Here is a 15,343-nt window from a genome sequence, read left to right on the forward strand (position 1 = left end):
TACATGACTTCAGACTTCCTCGTCATTGGTACAGGCATTGCCGGTCTCAGCTTTGCCCTGAAAGCGGCGAAACACGGCAGTGTCACGGTCATTACCAAAGGCCAACTCATTGAATCCAACACGGCGTGGGCTCAGGGAGGAATCTCTGCCGTGCTAGAGCCTTCACTGCGGGAAGATGGAGACACCTTTGAAAAGCACATCGCTGACACCCTGGACGCCGGTGCCGGCCTTTGCAAAGAGGACGTGGTCAGAACCATAGTAGAAGAAGGAACTGAGACCATTCACGACCTTGTGAACCACGGCGTTCACTTTGATCACGACGACCAAGAGCCGTCTCAGTTTGCTTTGGGCAAAGAAGGTGGACACACCAAGCGTCGAGTACTTCACTCCAAAGACACTACTGGCTACGCGATTGTTTCCGCACTCATTGAGCAAGCCAAAGAGGATCCTAATATCACCCTTCTAGAGGAGCATTTTGCCATCGACCTCATCACAACGGGCAAGCTTGGCGTGGTCACTGAAGACAGAGTGTTAGGAGCATACGTCTTGGATGAAGCATCAGGCGACGTTCACATTTTCCGCTCAGACCGTATCGTGCTAGCCACTGGGGGCTGTGGTAAAGTTTACCTTTACACCACCAACCCAGACAGCGCCACAGGCGACGGTGTAGCCATGGCTTGGCGCGCTGGAGCGACCATCTCCAACATGGAGTTTGTACAGTTCCATCCAACTTGCTTTTACAACCCCGCCGCGACTGGAGCCAAAGCTCGCTCATTCCTAGTCTCAGAAGCGGTTCGTGGTGAAGGCGCAAAACTCATCAATGACAAGGGAGAAGATTTCACTTTGGAACATGACCCACGTGGCTCGCTCGCTCCACGTGATATTGTCGCCCGTGCCATCGACCATGAGATCAAGAAAACCGGTGCTAACTGCGTGTATCTAGATGTCACCCATAAGCCTAAGGGCTTCATGCAGGAGCGCTTTCCTCACATTTATAACACGCTCAAGGGATTTGGCCTCGATTGCGAGAAAGATCCCATCCCTGTTGTTCCTGCTGCCCACTATCAGTGCGGAGGCGTGGTAACCGATGTCAATGGCCGCACCACTATCCGCGGTTTGTACGCGATCGGCGAGGTGGCTTGTACAGGTCTTCACGGAGCCAACCGATTGGCCTCCAACTCACTTCTGGAAGGCAATGCGGTAGCACGCCGGGCCGTTGACGCCATGATCAAGAGCTATCCACTGGAAAAAGAAGCTCCACAACCTCCAAGCATCCCAAAATGGGAACATGGAGACACCACTCCTCCTCACGAACAAGTTCTCATTTCTCACAACTGGGATGAGATCCGGCGTCTGATGTGGAACTACGTTTCCATCGTACGTACAGACAACCGTCTGCAGCGAGCCTCACGCCGCCTACGTAACCTGCGTAAGGAAGTCCGCGAGTTCTACTGGGGACACCGGGTCAACTCAGACATCCTCGAATTGCGCAACCTGGTAACCGTGAGTGCGCTTGTTGTCGACTGTGCTATCAGACGCAAAGAATCCCGGGGCATCCACTACACTTTGGATTACCCCGAGAGAGATGATCATTACCTCCACGACACGGAGCTCAGGAGGTTTTAATCTTCCTTACTTTTTAGTGACTTTCTTTAAAGCCTGCACCCTCTCGGTGTAGGCTTCGTAGTATCTGCCGGAATAATGTGGCAACTGCTTCTTCTCTTCCGCCGCGGCGTGCTGAGCCAGAAGTTGCTTCTCAAAGCTAGGCCTCAGTACTTCGCTGCGCCCCACGATCACCCTCACTTTCTTCTCCGGCTCAGGGCTCACCTTCATGGGAAGAATTCTTTCCACCTCGTTCTCCGGCAGCACCCAGAACACCCGTAGTCCATCATGGCCAAAATAGCTATTCCACCAGGTCTTCACCATGCCGTCCGCCTCATGTTGATTGAGCCCCTGAGCCATGAGACCATCTCTCATTTCCCGGTAGATAATCTGGTTAGACTCAGGTGAGAGGTCCATTTCAGTCCAGCCATTACTCTGGCTGATCTCTGTGTGGCTATTCATCTCAAGCCCCTCTGCGAAGACTTTGTAGCGTACTTTTCCAGCAACTCGTTCATACGCCAGTGCAAAGGGGATATTTTGACTCCCTTTGAAGTCCATAGACAAGGTCTCCGCCGAATCCACTGAGAGCGTCAAAGGCAGTGTGAAATTACCAAGCCCTCGATAAAACAGGTACTGCTCATAGACTTCGCCTACCTTGACGATATTCGAGTGAGGTACCTGAGGATAGATCCAGTTCGGTGTCTCTCCCGTACGGAAATACTTGGAGCTGTCCACCTCATTACGCGGAATAATCTCAGTATCCCAATGAATGAAACCCTTGTACTCCTCCTCAAAATCCCAAGCTTTGTATCCGCCCATAGGAAAAGCCATGGGAGCACTAGGATTGATTGCGGGAAACGCCACAGGAGCGACCTTGCCTCTTTCCTCTGGACGAAGTTTCACCATCTTAGGAGGCGTATCTCCTGATGTTCGTGGAGGAAACCATTGACTGACCGTCCCTCCATTGAAGCCAACGTGAACAGAGACCTTCTCACGTTTGTCCCCGTAAAAATAGATTACAGGAGTTTCCATTTTCACCCTGACATTCCTCACCGGCCTCATCAAGCCCTTGAAAGCGCGAGGATTTAGATTCTGATGCCCTCCCACAAAATAGGGAAGGTATTCCTCCTCCACCTGGAGCCCTGCTAGCATGACCCCATCACTTCCACTGACTGTGGTGAAAGTCCCCCACTCATGTAGTTCATGTGCTTGTGACTGACCCGCGATGGCGGTGAAGCAAACCGACAACATACACTTCGATATCGTTTTCATAACCCTGACATGATGACATTAAACCCTGAATGCGTGCTAGTTCGATCTGCCCAGTTTACCGACTCTTTACATTTCAGTCGTGGCTAAATTACAGACTCGATCTCCACCGATTTACACTCTAACTTCATTCGGTATGTCTGGAAAACGATCGCTCACGAATATCCACCTTGAAAAACTGTTTTCTAACAATTCCGTGGAGAGCTTGGACAAACAGCTCGAACCCAAGTTTGAACCGAAGCCAATCCCATTTCTCCCTCTGGCCAAAGTAAACGCCCACAGAACCGAGAAGCTGTGGAAACAAATCGGTCAAGAAGCGAGCCCCGACCTATTGGACACCTGGACTGCCGAGAAGCTGGAAAGTTTTCAGGGCAACATTGAGAACTGTATTGGATCCACCAAAATCCCCTTGGGCATCGCCGGGCCCTTGCGGGTAAACGGTCTGTTTGCCCAAGGCGACTACCCCATACCTCTGGCCACTTCAGAAGCCGCGCTCGTAGCGAGTTATCATCGCGGTTGCACCTTGCTTTCCTTATCCGGTGGAGCTACAGCCATGATGCTCTATCAGGCCGTCAACCGGGCTCCGGCCTATGCCTTTGAGTCCATGCGAGGCGCTGGACTCTTCGTCGCCTGGGCCATGGAGCACTTCGAAACTTTCCAGCAAATCGCCTCCACAACCACCAGTCACGGCAAACTCGTCGACGTGGGCACTACACTGGAGGGTAACCATGTCTATCTGAACTTTGAGTTCACCACTGGTGATGCTTCCGGCCAGAACATGGTAACCATCGCCACCCAAGCCATTTGCGATTACATTCAGGCACATTCCCCTGTAGCACCGCTTCAATGCTATGTAGAGGGCAATCTCTCCGGAGACAAGAAAGCCAGTGCCCAAGCCTACACTTCGGTTAGAGGACGCAAAGTGACCGCGGAAGCCATCATTCCTGCGGAAATCCTCCAGAAAGTCGTCCATGCGACTCCGCGTCAAATGATTGATTACTGGCGCATGTCGGCGATTGGCGGAGTGCTCAGCGGAACGATCGGTGTACAAGGCCACTTCGCCAACGGTCTCGCGGCTCTCTACATAGCCACCGGGCAAGACGCCGCCTGCGTGGCGGAATCCGCCACAGGGATCACACGCTTCGAGCAGGCGGATGATGGCGCCCTCTACGCCAGTGTTACCCTACCCAATATCATGCTCGGCACCGTCGGCGGAGGTACTGGCCTTCCCTCACAAAAGGCAGCTCTTGAGCTGATGGGCTTATATGGAACAGATAAAAGCAATGCCTTATCCGAAGTTACCGCTTCTCTCGTTCTGGCAGGTGAGCTTTCAATCATCGCAGCACTGGCCACCGGAGATTTCACCAGAGCCCACAACAAACTCGCCCGCTAAACATCGTTCAAATCGATACTCCACAAAAACGAAGTGATTTCCCTGATGTTCATTCCTTAGTTAAGCTCCGGCAAAATCATCACCAACGTGACAACAGTACCTCCAGAAAAACCTGGCTTCCTGAGGAAGTGGTCCATCTATCAAAAGGAACGTTTCCCGGTCCTGCAGCATGGGCTCCTTATAATCGCCTTCTCGTCCTCAGCGGTAGCCTACTCAGCTATGCTGTGCAAAGACCCCACTCCTGCTTGGCAGGCTTTTCTGGTAGCCTTCATCACCTGCTTCATCTTTTTCCTACAACTCAGGATTGCCGATGAATTCAAGGATATCGAGGAAGATACTAGATACCGGCCATACCGCCCAGTGCCTCGAGGTTTAATCTCTCTGAGGGAGCTTGGCTGGCTGTTTGCCCTGGGAGCCAGCATCCAGCTAGGCCTGGCCTTGCTCTACTTTCCGCCTCTCGTATTCGTACTTCTGATAGGCTGGGTTTACTTGTCATTGATGAGTGTCGAGTTCTTCGCACGCGACTGGTTGAAAGCCCGCCCTATCACCTACTTGTGGACTCACATGCTCATCATGCCCATTGTAGATTTCTATGCTACCGCCTGCCATTGGTATCCATCGGGCAACAAGCCTTACCTGGGCCTGGCCTTCTTTCTAGCGGCGAGTTTCTTCAACGGAATCGTCATCGAGATCGGGCGTAAACTCCGCCAGCCAATAGATGAGGAAGCTGGAGTCCCGACCTATTCCAAGCTTTGGGGCAAGAAAGCAGCCTGCCTTGTCTGGCTTGGCTCACTGACATGCACCTTGTTATTCGCGATACTGGCAGCAAATCTCATCAATTGGATTCTCCCGCTTGCCATCAGCCTAGGTATTCTGCTATTGGTGTCCTTGGTTGCCTCAGTGCGCTTCAACCGCTCAGACCGCAGCGGTAAAGTGTTCGAGACAATCTCAGGACTCTGGACCCTAGCCCTATACCTCAATTTAGGACTCCTCCCCTTTTGGTCATTACAACCATGATCATTACACAACAAAACGCAAAGGCTCATCTTGGGCGCCTGGGAGGAAAAGCAGCTTCTCTCGCTGAACTGGCAGAGACAGACATTCTCATTCCGGACTGGTTCGCTGTCACCACTGACTATCAACCGGATTTCGATGCTGCCCTGCCTCAAGCCATCGGTGAACTGGATGCCGACTTCTTTGCGGTTAGATCCTCCGCCGCGTGCGAGGATGGCAAAGCTCACTCATTTGCCGGGCAGTTTGAATCCTATCTCTATGTCCCCATTGAGAAGGTGCCTCAGCGGATCAAAGATGTTCAAAGTTCCCACCAGTCTGAGCACCTTAAAAGCTATCAGGAGAACCAGAACAGCGAAAAAGCCACCGCCCCTACGGCTCTGGTGCAGATCATGCTGACACCTGATGTGAGTGGCGTTGCTTTCAGTGTGGATCCGGTTACTGGGAATAGACAAAGAGCAGTGGTGTCCGCCCTCTGGGGAACTGGCAGCGCTCTCGTCTCCGGTGACGCTGATGCTGACCAATGGAAGGTAGACCCTGATGATATCATCATCGAATCCAAGATTGCCCACAAAAGCATCCTCCACATTCCCTCCCCATCCTCTTCGACAGGATACACCACAATAGAGGTCCCCAGCGACCAACAGGACATCCCCTGCCTGAGCGAAGCGCAAATCAGAGATGTGGCTGAGCTGGCCCGTAAATGTGCTGCTCATTTCGGTTGCCCTCAGGACATCGAATGGGCGTACAGCAAAGGCAAACTCTACCTTCTTCAGAGCAGACCTATCACTACGCTTAATCTTCTCCCTGACCCCACAGACCCTCTGACTATTTGGGATAACAGTAACATCGCAGAATCCTATTCAGGCATCACAAGCCCTCTCACTTTCAGCTTTGCCAAGCGCATCTACGAACACGTTTACCGGGAGTTCTGTGGATTACTCAATGTACCCAAGCGTAAGATCAGAGACAATGACGACGTCTTTCCTCAGATGCTTGGACACATCAATGGAAGGGTCTATTACAACTTGATCAGCTGGTACCGTGTACTAGCCATGTTACCGGGCTTCAAAATCAACCGCTCATTCATGGAGCAGATGATGGGCGTGAAAGAGCCTATGCCCGAGGAAATCGTCGAGAGAATCGCCAGCGCTAACAAAACCAACCGCCTTCGAGACGGGGTCGATCTAGCTGGCACAATGATGGGGCTGGGCTTGAGACACTTCGGTCTCAAGAGGCAGATTAACAAATTCTACAAGCGCCTCAATTCAGCTCTCGACATTGACTCCAAGTCTCTCACAAGTATGAGCTTGAGCGAACTTAGTGAGCACTACCGCACCTTAGAGAACCAGCTGCTCAAGCATTGGGATGCCCCGCTCGTAAACGATTTCTTCGCTATGATCTACTATGGCGTCCTGCGCAAGAAATGCGAAAAGTGGCTCGATGATGCCTCTCTACAGAACGAACTCTTGCTAGATTCTGGGGATATTATCAGCGCAGAGCCACCACGACGCATTACTGAGATGGCTCAGTTGGCTAAGAAAGACAAGGACGTCTGCCGACTCCTGGCAAACCCTGAGCACTCGGCCAGAGAGAAGCTCAAGGCCATGGAGAAGATGCCAGCTTTGCACGAAATGTACGAGCAGTACGTGAAAGATTTTGGAGACCGCTGCCTGGAAGAGCTCAAGCTCGAATCACCAACTGTCGAGGACAGCCCCAACTCATTGCTCAACTCCATCGGCATGCTAGCCATGAATCCCTCTCGTCATACGCCACCGGTGACCAGAGGCCCGAGCAAGATTGAGCAACTCTCTTGGCTCAAGAAAGTCCGCTTCAACTGGATACTCAAGCAAACCCGTAACCGTGTACGCGACCGGGAAAACTTGCGCTTCGAGCGCACCCGCCTATTCGGCAGAGTGCGCAAGATCATGGTGGAAATCGGCAAGCGTCTCCACGCAGACTACCTCATCGATCAACCCGAGGATGTTTTCCTGCTCAAACTTGACGACATCCTTGGTGTCACGGACGGCAGCACTGACGCCCATTCCCTGAGAGATATTGTCGAGGCCAGACGCTCCTCACTGGAGAAAGCCATCGCTGGCCCTGTTCCACCGGATCGCTTTGAAACGCGCGGACCTGCTCATCGATACAGGGAATTCAAAACGACTCTCAAGGAACCCGATCTCAGCGCTACGGATCTGGAAGGCACCCCTGCCTGCCCAGGCAGCGTGAAAGGCAGGGTAAGAGTGGTTACCAATCCCCGGAATGCCACCTTGTTGCCCGGGGAGATTCTCGTCGCCCAACAGACGGATCCAGGCTGGGTCGTCTTGTTCCCACCAGCGGCAGGTTTATTGGTAGAGAGAGGCAGTTTGCTCTCCCATTCAGCCATTGTTGCCAGAGAGCTCAATCTTCCCTGTATCGTCTCCATTCCCCATGTCACCAAAGTCCTGAAGACAGGAGACATGGTAGAAATGAACGGACGAACCGGAGCCATTCGCATCATCAAAATGGAGGAAACGCTCAAGAAAGAGGAATAATTCACTCTTTGACCTCCTCTTACTTTTTAGTTAACGTAACTCGCAGATGACTCGCAAACTGGCATCACTAAGCTTCATTCTCGTCCTGATCTCCATCATGGCGCTGAAGCACCCTGCCTTTGCGTATTGCCTCTGCGAGCACAAGATTATCACGCTCCATGAGTGCAGCAATATGGCGAAGGCCAGTTCGGAGGAGCCTCCAAGCTGCCCTCATTGCGCTGCGAAAGAGCGTCAGGAAAAAGCCAAGGAGAACTGCACACTGGAGATCTCCTTTGATGCTGGAGACTTCTTCTGGCAGGACGGTACAGATACCCCCCATCCACCAAGTGCAGCAGATGCCCCTCCATTGGTTTATATTGATCTGAAACTTCCTCGACCAAGCGGAAGTGATCACGGTGTCTTGGCGCGTCAGAACGCACCACCACCTCGCCCGCCATTGCGAGCTTATACCGGTATTTACCGGCTTTGATTTCTAGAAAGTAATTGTCCCGCAATTTGCTGCGGAACAGGCTCGCGCCTCATTTGGCACGGGCGTTCATGTTAACTTTAGTCTTCAGAACTAATGTTTTCTTCCATTTTAAAGTTACTTTCACACTTATGTCATTAGACACCTTAAAAAAGGACACCAGTCACCATAGTGATTCGCCCAAGCGTAGCTATGCCTGGATGCTCCCACTATGCCTACTCATTGGCTTCCTACTCGTTATCCTGATACTCTTTGGTAAGACCTTCCTTCCAGCCACTGAGGTGCAAACAGCACCCGTGATCACACTGAGGCAGGCGCAAGATGCACAATCCTCCAACCAGCCTGTAACCACTGGATCCACCAAGGGTGAACTGCTCTTTCAAGCCACCGGCTGGATAGAGCCAGATCCCTACACTACCTATGTTCCTACCCTGACCAATGGTATCGTAGACAAAGTACTCGTGCTCGAGGGTGAGTCCGTCAAAAAGGGCCAGCTATTAGCTACTTTAATCCAAGAAGACGCCGAACTCGACCTCAAACAGGCTGAGAAGAAGGTAACAGCCATGCAGGCACGTATTCACGCTCACTGTGCCGCCAAAGACATCATCGATGAAGAAATTGTCGCCGCTCAGCAAAAAGCGGCAGCTCTAGCGGAAGAGCTCAAGAGCCTGAATGATCGCTACGACCGATTGACCAGACTCACTTCTGGTGCCATTCCCGAGCAGGACAAGATCCAGGCCAAGTTCCTGGTCACACGCCAACAGGCTCTCATAAAAGAAGCCAAGGCTGAAGTCCCACAACTAAAGGCTAAGCTAGTACAGATCGATCTTGAGAGAGAAACCATGGAGCGCAACTTGGAGGAAGCTGGCATTGAGAAAGATCGCGCCCAGCTGGCATTTGACCGCACCAAGATCCACTCCCCAATGGATGGCATCGTTCTAAGGCTCCATGCGGCACCGGGTAAAAAGCGCTACATCAACATGGATGATCCCCATTCAGCAGAAATAGTCGAACTCTATGATCCAAACATGCTGCAAGCACGTATCGATGTGCCGCTGACAGAAGCCGCCGCGCTTTCCGTCGGTCAGGCGGTAACCCTGACGAGCGAACTGCTCCCGGACAAGGAATTCTCCGGAGTGGTCACACGAATCACAGGTGAAGCGGATATTCAGCGCAATACACTTCAAGCCAAAGTTTCGATAAACAATCCGGACCCAAGGTTACGTCCAGGCATGCTGGTACGTGGTAAATTCTTCTCAAGCGGCCAGCAAAGCACAGTGGCCAGTGACTCAAGACCCTCAGGGAGATTGGCTCTCTATGTTCCCGAGGCAGCACTTTTTGAGATGAGTGGGAACTCAGCCAAGGTCTGGGTGGCAAGTGAGAGTGACACTGTAGAAATGCGTGATCTCACCCTGACTCAAGTGACCAGGGAAAACCACAGACAAGTCACTGAAGGGCTTCGCTCAGGGGAACAGGTTATCCTACCTCCTTTCGATAACATCACTCCAGGAGACCGCATCATCCCCACTCCAACCAAACTCTCTAGCAAATGATCTCCATAAACAACCTCACCAAATCATTCACCAAAGGTAAAGTGACCATCACCCCCCTGAAGGAGCTTTCCCTCAATGTCGAGACGGGTGAATTCCTCGCCCTGATGGGGCCATCAGGCTCTGGAAAGACCACCTTGCTGAACATGATCGCGGGAATTGATTCACCCAGCTCTGGTTCGCTAGAGGTCTCAGGCAGAGACATAGCCAAACTATCGCGTTCAGCCCTGACCAAGTGGCGATCCGAGCATGTGGGCTATATTTTCCAGCTCTATCATTTGGTCCCTGTACTGACTGCCTTTGAAAATATCGAACTCCCTCTCCTTCTCACGAAGATGAGCAAAGCCGAGCGCAAAGAGAAAGTCCTCGCCGCGCTGGAGCTCGTTGGTTTACAGGACAGAGCGAATCACCGCCCTACCGAGCTATCCGGAGGACAGGAACAACGTGTCGCGATCGCCCGCGCCATAGTGCATGACCCCGACTTGCTGGTAGCTGACGAGCCGACCGGAGATCTTGATCGCGAATCAGCTGACTCGATCCTCGGACTCCTTCGCGCTCTAGCAGCGGATCATAGTAAGACCATCATCATGGTAACCCATGATCCGAAGGCTGCTGCAGCGGCTCACCGCACTCTTCATCTCGAAAAAGGCCAACTGGTCGATGAGCCTGAACCAATCGAAAAAGTCCGATGAAGTTTTTTCTATTAGCACTGAAGAACGTTACCCGGCATCGGATCAGGTCTCTCCTCACCGTGCTCGGGGTAGCAGCTGGTATGTTTCTTTTCACCTCGGTTGAAACCATGCAGTTCTCGCTGGCTCAAGCCACGGAAGAAACCGCGGATGACACCACGCTGGTCGTCTATCGCGAGAACCGTTTCTGCCCGTCCACATCACGTTTACCTGAGCACTACCTTCCTGTCATTGAGAGAATTGAGGGCGTCACCAGTGTCATCCCTATCCAGATCGCCGTCAATAACTGCGGTGCCTCTTTGGATGTGATCACCTTCCGTGGCATCCCTCCAGAACGACTGAAAAAGTATAACCCGGAACTCCAGATCATCTCAGGATCCTATGATAATTTCCTGAAGCGATCCGATGCAGCGCTGGTAGGCGAGCAATTCGCCAAACGACGAGGCCTTTCCCCCGGACAGAACTTCGAAGCCGTCGGTGTCAATGTCTACGTGGCTGGCATCATCAGCTCTCAATCACCGCAGGATAACAACGTGGCCTACGTCCACTTACCCTTCCTCCAGCAAGCCTCAAAGATCGGCCTGGGTATCGTCACGCAATTCAATGTCAAAGTGAGCTCTGCCAGCAAGCTGGATGCAATCGCCAAACAAATCGATGACACCTTTAGCTCCGATCAGCAACCGACTAACACTCGTCCAGAAAAAGCCTTCTTTGCTGATACCGCCAAGCAAATGATCCAGCTCATCGGCTTCACTCGCTGGCTTGGTCTGGGAGCCGTACTCGCCGTACTCCTTCTCGTCGCCAATGCTGTGCTTCTCATTGTGCGTGGCAGAGTCAAAGAGACGGCCATTTTACAAACCATTGGCTACTCACGTTTCGCCATAGCCCAAGTTGTTTCCTATGAAGGCATCTTGCTCGGCTTAATCGGCGGTTTGATTGGAGTCCTCGGCTCAGTGGCCTTCTTCTACTTACAGGCATTCACACTTGGCAATGAAGGTCTCACTCTCGCCATCACGCCGGACCTAGCTGTTACCTTGAAAGGTCTGATCGTAGCTTTGCTTCTTAGTCTCGTAGCCTCCATCTACCCAGCCTGGAAAGCCACTTCCAAACCTTTAGCCGAGAGCCTCAAACACTAACATCATGCTTCCATTCACTTACGCACTTAGAAACCTCTTCAGGGACCCTTCCCGTCTGGCCCAGACTGTAGGAGGTGCTGCATTGGTGGTTTTGCTGATGGTGTCTGCGGCAGCGCTAAACCACGGCATGACTCAGGTACTCTCAGCCTCAGGATCTCCCAATAATGTAATCATCATGGGTGCTGGCTCAGAGGAATCCATCGAACGCTCGGAAGTCCATCTGGAGGCAGAAGCTGCGGCAGCCACCGGCATTGACAATACAGCGACTATTCTTGGAACACCTGCCGTCTCCGGTGAGATCACCTACCAAGCTCCCATCAGGACAGAATCAGGGAAAGAGGAACCCGCCCTGCTGCGTGGAGTGCTTCCCAAAGCCCTGCTCGTCCACACGACAGTAAGACTGCTCGAAGGCACCTTTCCAAATTCCGGAGAAGTCATGGTGGGGAAACTTGCACACAGGAAGCTTGGCATTCCGGAGAACGAAATTGCCGTTGGCAAGACCCTCTATTTTGGCAACGTTGCCCATAAGATCAGTGGGATCTTTTCAGCCCCAGGCACCGTGCTGGAATCTGAAATCTGGTTCGATCGCAATGACCTCTCCACCCTAACGCAGCGTGATACCCTATCCGCGATTTACGCACGATTGGACAGCCCGGAGGACTTCGACAATGCTCATGTATTCACACTCCTCAGAAACGACTTAGAGCTCTCAGCTCTGCGCGAGGATGACTACTATTCGAAACTCGAAAGCTTCTACGCCCCTATTAAGATCATGATCTGGCTAACTGTTTCCTTGGTTGCAGCCGGAGCTATCTTTGGAGGTTTGAATACACTCTATGCGGCTTTCGGCTCTCGTACACGCGAAATGGCCACACTCCAGTCCATTGGCTATACGCGCAAAGCTCTGTTAGTTTCACTCCTACAGGAATCTTTGTTAGCCACCATGACGGGCACCTTGATCGCCCTGCTCATCGCTTCACTATTTCTCGAAGGGATCACCGTGCCATTTTCAGTAGGTACGTTTACCCTAACGCTTTCCCCCTCTGTCCTCATCACGGGCTTAACGACTGGGCTTTTGCTCGGCACACTGGGAGCGCTTCCCCCAGCGATACGAACCCTTGCCCCCAAACTCAACAAAGCACTAAGATCTTAAACAACAGATAAACCATGAAGAAAACAATAACAGCAAGCATCACTGGACTCAGCCTTCTTTTCCTCGCCAGCTGTGGCGACAAGCCCGCTGAACAGAACTCAGCTCAAAGCGAACAACCGCAAGCCTCACCTCTGGAAAATATCGTGCTGAAAGACGAGCCTACAACCGCCATCTCTATCGCTGAAGCAAAGCAAAAGCCAACCCCAGGCAAAGAGGTGACCATTAAAGCTAAGGTCATCGGACGCTCCGCTCCCATCGTAGACGGGCTTGCGGTCATACTCGTCGGAGATCCAGAGAAGCTGACCTCATGTGATCTCATGCCTGACGACCACTGCACCACTCCATGGGATGTATGCTGCGATGATCCTGATGAAATCAAAAACCATACTGCAACCATTCAAGTACTCGATAAAGACGGCAAGCTGGTCAAGAATAGCCTCAGAGGTATCGGTGGTCTCAAAGAGCTGAGCTACCTCACCATTTCTGGGGTTATCGACGAGAAATCCAGTAAGGATAATCTCGTGATCAACGCCTCAGGCATCTACATCAAGCCATAGTCACTTACTCAACAGGCCTTCCGCAACGCTTGCGGAAGGCTTACCCAAACCACACCTCACTCATCTACCATGTCCTGCTGCTCAAAGCCAAAGAAGGAGGAAAAGCCCAGCTGCTGCTCATCCGGTGGCAAGAAGAAGATTGACTGGATCTTCTGGATTTCCTTGGCCGTCATCGTGATCGCCTACCCGCTTCACTTCTTCATGCATGGCAAGATGGAGACAAAGCTCGGCATCTTCACCCACGGCGTCTTTGAACTGATCAACCAGATGTGGTGGGGGGTACTCTTTGGAATCGCTGCACTCGGCTTTATCGGCAAAGTCCCGCGTGAGCTCATCCAGAATTTTCTAGGACAAGGCGGCACGCTGCGCGGCATAGCCAGAGCCTGTGGTGCAGGCCTTCTGCTAGACCTCTGTAATCATGGCATCCTAATGGTCGGAGCCAAGCTCTACGAGCGAGGAGCCTCATTGGGGCAGGTCTTCGCCTTTCTCATTGCCAGCCCCTGGAACTCACTCTCACTGACCCTGATCCTCTGGTCCTTGGTCGGCCTAAAATGGACCCTTCTATTCATTCTTGGCTCAGCGGTAATTGCGATCATTGCAGGCTATCTAACGGATAAGATCATTAGCAATTCATCCTTACCCAAGAACCCTAACACCCTGCCCCACGATCCAGATTTCAAACTCAGAAAAGAGATCAAAGAACGATGGAAGCAGACCAAATTCACCAAGCAGTTTTTCTTCTCCGCACTCAAAGACGGCGTACTTGAATCCAAGATGATCATTCGCTGGCTTTTCCTAGGTACAATCATGGCCGCGGGCCTTCGCGCCTTTATCCAGCCGGAAACATTTTCCGATTGGTTCGGCCCCTCTGTACTCGGATTAGTCTTCACCCTCATTGGCGCCACTGTCATCGAGGTGTGCTCTGAAGGCTCCTTACCGATCGGCACCGACCTACTCAACCGCGCAGGCGCACCTGGTAACGCCTTTGCCTTTCTGATGGCTGGAGCCTCCACCGACTACACCGAAATCATGGTGCTGCGTGAAACCACCAAGTCCCTCAAGCTTACATTCTTGCTACCCATACTTACACTTCCCCAGATCATTCTCATCGCCCTGATGATGAATGCTATCCAATAAAAGACTGAACCTTTTCAGCTACCAGACGATTCTTTGAAATGATATAGACACTTCCCTATGAAGTGTTCATCTATCATCCCCATCGTCGTATCATTGCTTACACCTGCTCTGCTTGGCCAAGTCGCGGAGGTCGAACTGGATGTTTCCACACCTGCAATTTCCAAATCTATCCGAGGCTCCATCTATCCCCTGATCTGGCAGGCCACGATTGACAAAGAAAACATCACCATCCCCCTATCCGAAGTCTCAGCCTACGGCGTGCAGGAATACGCGGTGGGCACCACCACCTATGTGCGGGAACTTACCATTACTCTCAAGTCCAGGAGCGTGATTCGCGCCTACTACCTCACCAACAGGCTCAAGGATGAGTTTGACCAGAGCAGGACAGTCGAAATCCTCACGCGGGCTCACAAGCGTCTCAGTGGCCAATAGGTCAATCCCGTCTACAAGATCATGCCGGAGACTACCCACAAGCAGGTACTCGAGTACCGAGTCGAAAACAAAGCTTCTGTGGACACCCTTTACCAAAGTCTACACAAGACCTACATAAAGTACCTCATCAAAGACCTCGTCCCCAGCCAGCGCCAAGATGCCATCGCCTCTATCAAGATCGAAACTGGCAAGGAAGATGAAGAAGTAGAACTAGAAGGAGCCGAGTAAGTGATTACCCCTGTAGGCTCAGGCTGTCTGAGCCTTAGTCCAAGTACCTATGAGAACAAAATTTCTGTTCCTAGCTGACCATTAAACCCTGTTCTACTCAGCCATGTATCAACCTACATAAAATGCAGCAGCCAATCGGTTCACTTCAATGGTAGGTTCACTCTCTTGTCTGACTGTACTCGC

14 protein-coding genes are annotated in these 15,343 nt (G+C 52.0%); 13 read left to right on the forward strand and 1 reads right to left on the reverse strand.

The genetic code is table 11. The features are described from left to right. Window positions 1–3 precede the first annotated feature (3 nt). Window positions 4–1,626: an L-aspartate oxidase gene (nadB, locus tag BUB27_RS09280; protein WP_143183525.1), complete on the forward strand. Its 1,623-nt coding sequence runs from the start codon at window positions 4–6 to the stop codon at window positions 1,624–1,626. A 6-nt stretch (window positions 1,627–1,632) separates the two neighbouring features. On the opposite strand, the gene BUB27_RS09285 is transcribed toward nadB, so the two are convergent. Beyond that, a complete protein-coding gene (locus tag BUB27_RS09285) occupies window positions 1,633–2,874 on the reverse strand; it encodes a hypothetical protein (protein WP_143183526.1) in 1,242 nt (413 codons plus the stop codon). A gap of 133 nt (window positions 2,875–3,007) precedes the next feature. Between BUB27_RS09285 and BUB27_RS09290 the strand changes: the two genes are divergently transcribed. From BUB27_RS09290 to BUB27_RS09345, 12 genes are all read left to right on the forward strand, one after another. Then, window positions 3,008–4,264 (forward strand): hydroxymethylglutaryl-CoA reductase, encoded by a 1,257-nt coding sequence (locus BUB27_RS09290; RefSeq protein ID WP_143183527.1) that lies wholly within the window; start codon window positions 3,008–3,010, stop codon window positions 4,262–4,264. A gap of 87 nt (window positions 4,265–4,351) precedes the next feature. Further along, window positions 4,352–5,281, forward strand: a complete 930-nt coding sequence (locus tag BUB27_RS09295; protein WP_200797098.1) for a UbiA family prenyltransferase — start codon at window positions 4,352–4,354, stop codon at window positions 5,279–5,281. Continuing rightward, window positions 5,278–7,812: a PEP/pyruvate-binding domain-containing protein gene (locus tag BUB27_RS09300; RefSeq protein ID WP_143183528.1), complete on the forward strand. Its 2,535-nt coding sequence runs from the start codon at window positions 5,278–5,280 to the stop codon at window positions 7,810–7,812. Before BUB27_RS09295 ends, BUB27_RS09300 begins: the two co-directional genes overlap by 4 nt. A 46-nt stretch (window positions 7,813–7,858) precedes the next feature. Then, window positions 7,859–8,281 carry a hypothetical protein gene (locus BUB27_RS09305; protein ID WP_143183529.1) on the forward strand — a complete coding sequence of 141 codons (423 nt, stop codon included), beginning with the start codon at window positions 7,859–7,861 and terminating at the stop codon, window positions 8,279–8,281. A gap of 128 nt (window positions 8,282–8,409) precedes the next feature. Beyond that, window positions 8,410–9,831, forward strand: coding sequence for an efflux RND transporter periplasmic adaptor subunit (locus BUB27_RS09310; protein WP_159434891.1), 1,422 nt, complete (start codon window positions 8,410–8,412; stop codon window positions 9,829–9,831). After that, window positions 9,828–10,520, forward strand: coding sequence for an ABC transporter ATP-binding protein (locus BUB27_RS09315; RefSeq protein WP_143183531.1), 693 nt, complete (start codon window positions 9,828–9,830; stop codon window positions 10,518–10,520). Before BUB27_RS09310 ends, BUB27_RS09315 begins: the two co-directional genes overlap by 4 nt. After that, on the forward strand, window positions 10,517–11,653 hold the full coding sequence (locus BUB27_RS09320; RefSeq protein WP_143183532.1) for an ABC transporter permease: 1,137 nt from the start codon (window positions 10,517–10,519) through the stop codon (window positions 11,651–11,653). Before BUB27_RS09315 ends, BUB27_RS09320 begins: the two co-directional genes overlap by 4 nt. Window positions 11,654–11,657: 4 nt before the next feature. Continuing rightward, complete coding sequence (locus BUB27_RS09325) at window positions 11,658–12,806, forward strand: ABC transporter permease (protein ID WP_143183533.1); 1,149 nt, start codon at window positions 11,658–11,660, stop codon at window positions 12,804–12,806. Between the two features lie 14 nt (window positions 12,807–12,820). Continuing rightward, complete coding sequence (locus BUB27_RS09330; RefSeq protein ID WP_143183534.1) at window positions 12,821–13,363, forward strand: hypothetical protein; 543 nt, start codon at window positions 12,821–12,823, stop codon at window positions 13,361–13,363. Window positions 13,364–13,432: 69 nt separating this feature from the next. Next, on the forward strand, window positions 13,433–14,500 hold the full coding sequence (locus BUB27_RS09335; protein ID WP_143183535.1) for a permease: 1,068 nt from the start codon (window positions 13,433–13,435) through the stop codon (window positions 14,498–14,500). Between the two features lie 57 nt (window positions 14,501–14,557). Next, window positions 14,558–14,932 (forward strand): hypothetical protein, encoded by a 375-nt coding sequence (locus BUB27_RS09340; protein ID WP_143183536.1) that lies wholly within the window; start codon window positions 14,558–14,560, stop codon window positions 14,930–14,932. 21 nt (window positions 14,933–14,953) lie between these two features. Beyond that, the gene (locus BUB27_RS09345; protein ID WP_143183537.1) at window positions 14,954–15,160 is read left to right on the forward strand and encodes a hypothetical protein; all 207 of its coding nucleotides are present in this window, start codon (window positions 14,954–14,956) and stop codon (window positions 15,158–15,160) included. Window positions 15,161–15,343: the final 183 nt, after the last annotated feature.

The organism is Rubritalea squalenifaciens DSM 18772, assembly GCF_900141815.1.
In the GTDB taxonomy this organism is placed as follows: Bacteria; Verrucomicrobiota; Verrucomicrobiia; order Verrucomicrobiales; family Akkermansiaceae; genus Rubritalea; species Rubritalea squalenifaciens.

Excerpts from the sequence above, each read along its gene's own strand:
- BUB27_RS09325 (WP_143183533.1), top strand. The coding sequence starts at position 11,658 with ATGCTTCCATTCACTTACGCACTTAGAAACCTCTTCAGGGACCCTTCC.
- BUB27_RS09290 (WP_143183527.1), top strand. The coding sequence starts at position 3,008 with ATGTCTGGAAAACGATCGCTCACGAATATCCACCTTGAAAAACTGTTT.
- BUB27_RS09305 (WP_143183529.1), top strand. The coding sequence starts at position 7,859 with ATGACTCGCAAACTGGCATCACTAAGCTTCATTCTCGTCCTGATCTCC.
- BUB27_RS09330 (WP_143183534.1), top strand. The coding sequence starts at position 12,821 with ATGAAGAAAACAATAACAGCAAGCATCACTGGACTCAGCCTTCTTTTC.
- BUB27_RS09335 (WP_143183535.1), top strand. The coding sequence starts at position 13,433 with ATGTCCTGCTGCTCAAAGCCAAAGAAGGAGGAAAAGCCCAGCTGCTGC.
- BUB27_RS09310 (WP_159434891.1), top strand. The coding sequence starts at position 8,410 with ATGTCATTAGACACCTTAAAAAAGGACACCAGTCACCATAGTGATTCG.
- BUB27_RS09320 (WP_143183532.1), top strand. The coding sequence starts at position 10,517 with ATGAAGTTTTTTCTATTAGCACTGAAGAACGTTACCCGGCATCGGATC.
- BUB27_RS09340 (WP_143183536.1), top strand. The coding sequence starts at position 14,558 with ATGAAGTGTTCATCTATCATCCCCATCGTCGTATCATTGCTTACACCT.
- BUB27_RS09300 (WP_143183528.1), top strand. The coding sequence starts at position 5,278 with ATGATCATTACACAACAAAACGCAAAGGCTCATCTTGGGCGCCTGGGA.
- BUB27_RS09315 (WP_143183531.1), top strand. The coding sequence starts at position 9,828 with ATGATCTCCATAAACAACCTCACCAAATCATTCACCAAAGGTAAAGTG.
- BUB27_RS09345 (WP_143183537.1), top strand. The coding sequence starts at position 14,954 with ATGCCGGAGACTACCCACAAGCAGGTACTCGAGTACCGAGTCGAAAAC.
- nadB (WP_143183525.1), top strand. The coding sequence starts at position 4 with ATGACTTCAGACTTCCTCGTCATTGGTACAGGCATTGCCGGTCTCAGC.
- BUB27_RS09285 (WP_143183526.1), bottom strand. The coding sequence starts at position 2,874 with ATGAAAACGATATCGAAGTGTATGTTGTCGGTTTGCTTCACCGCCATC.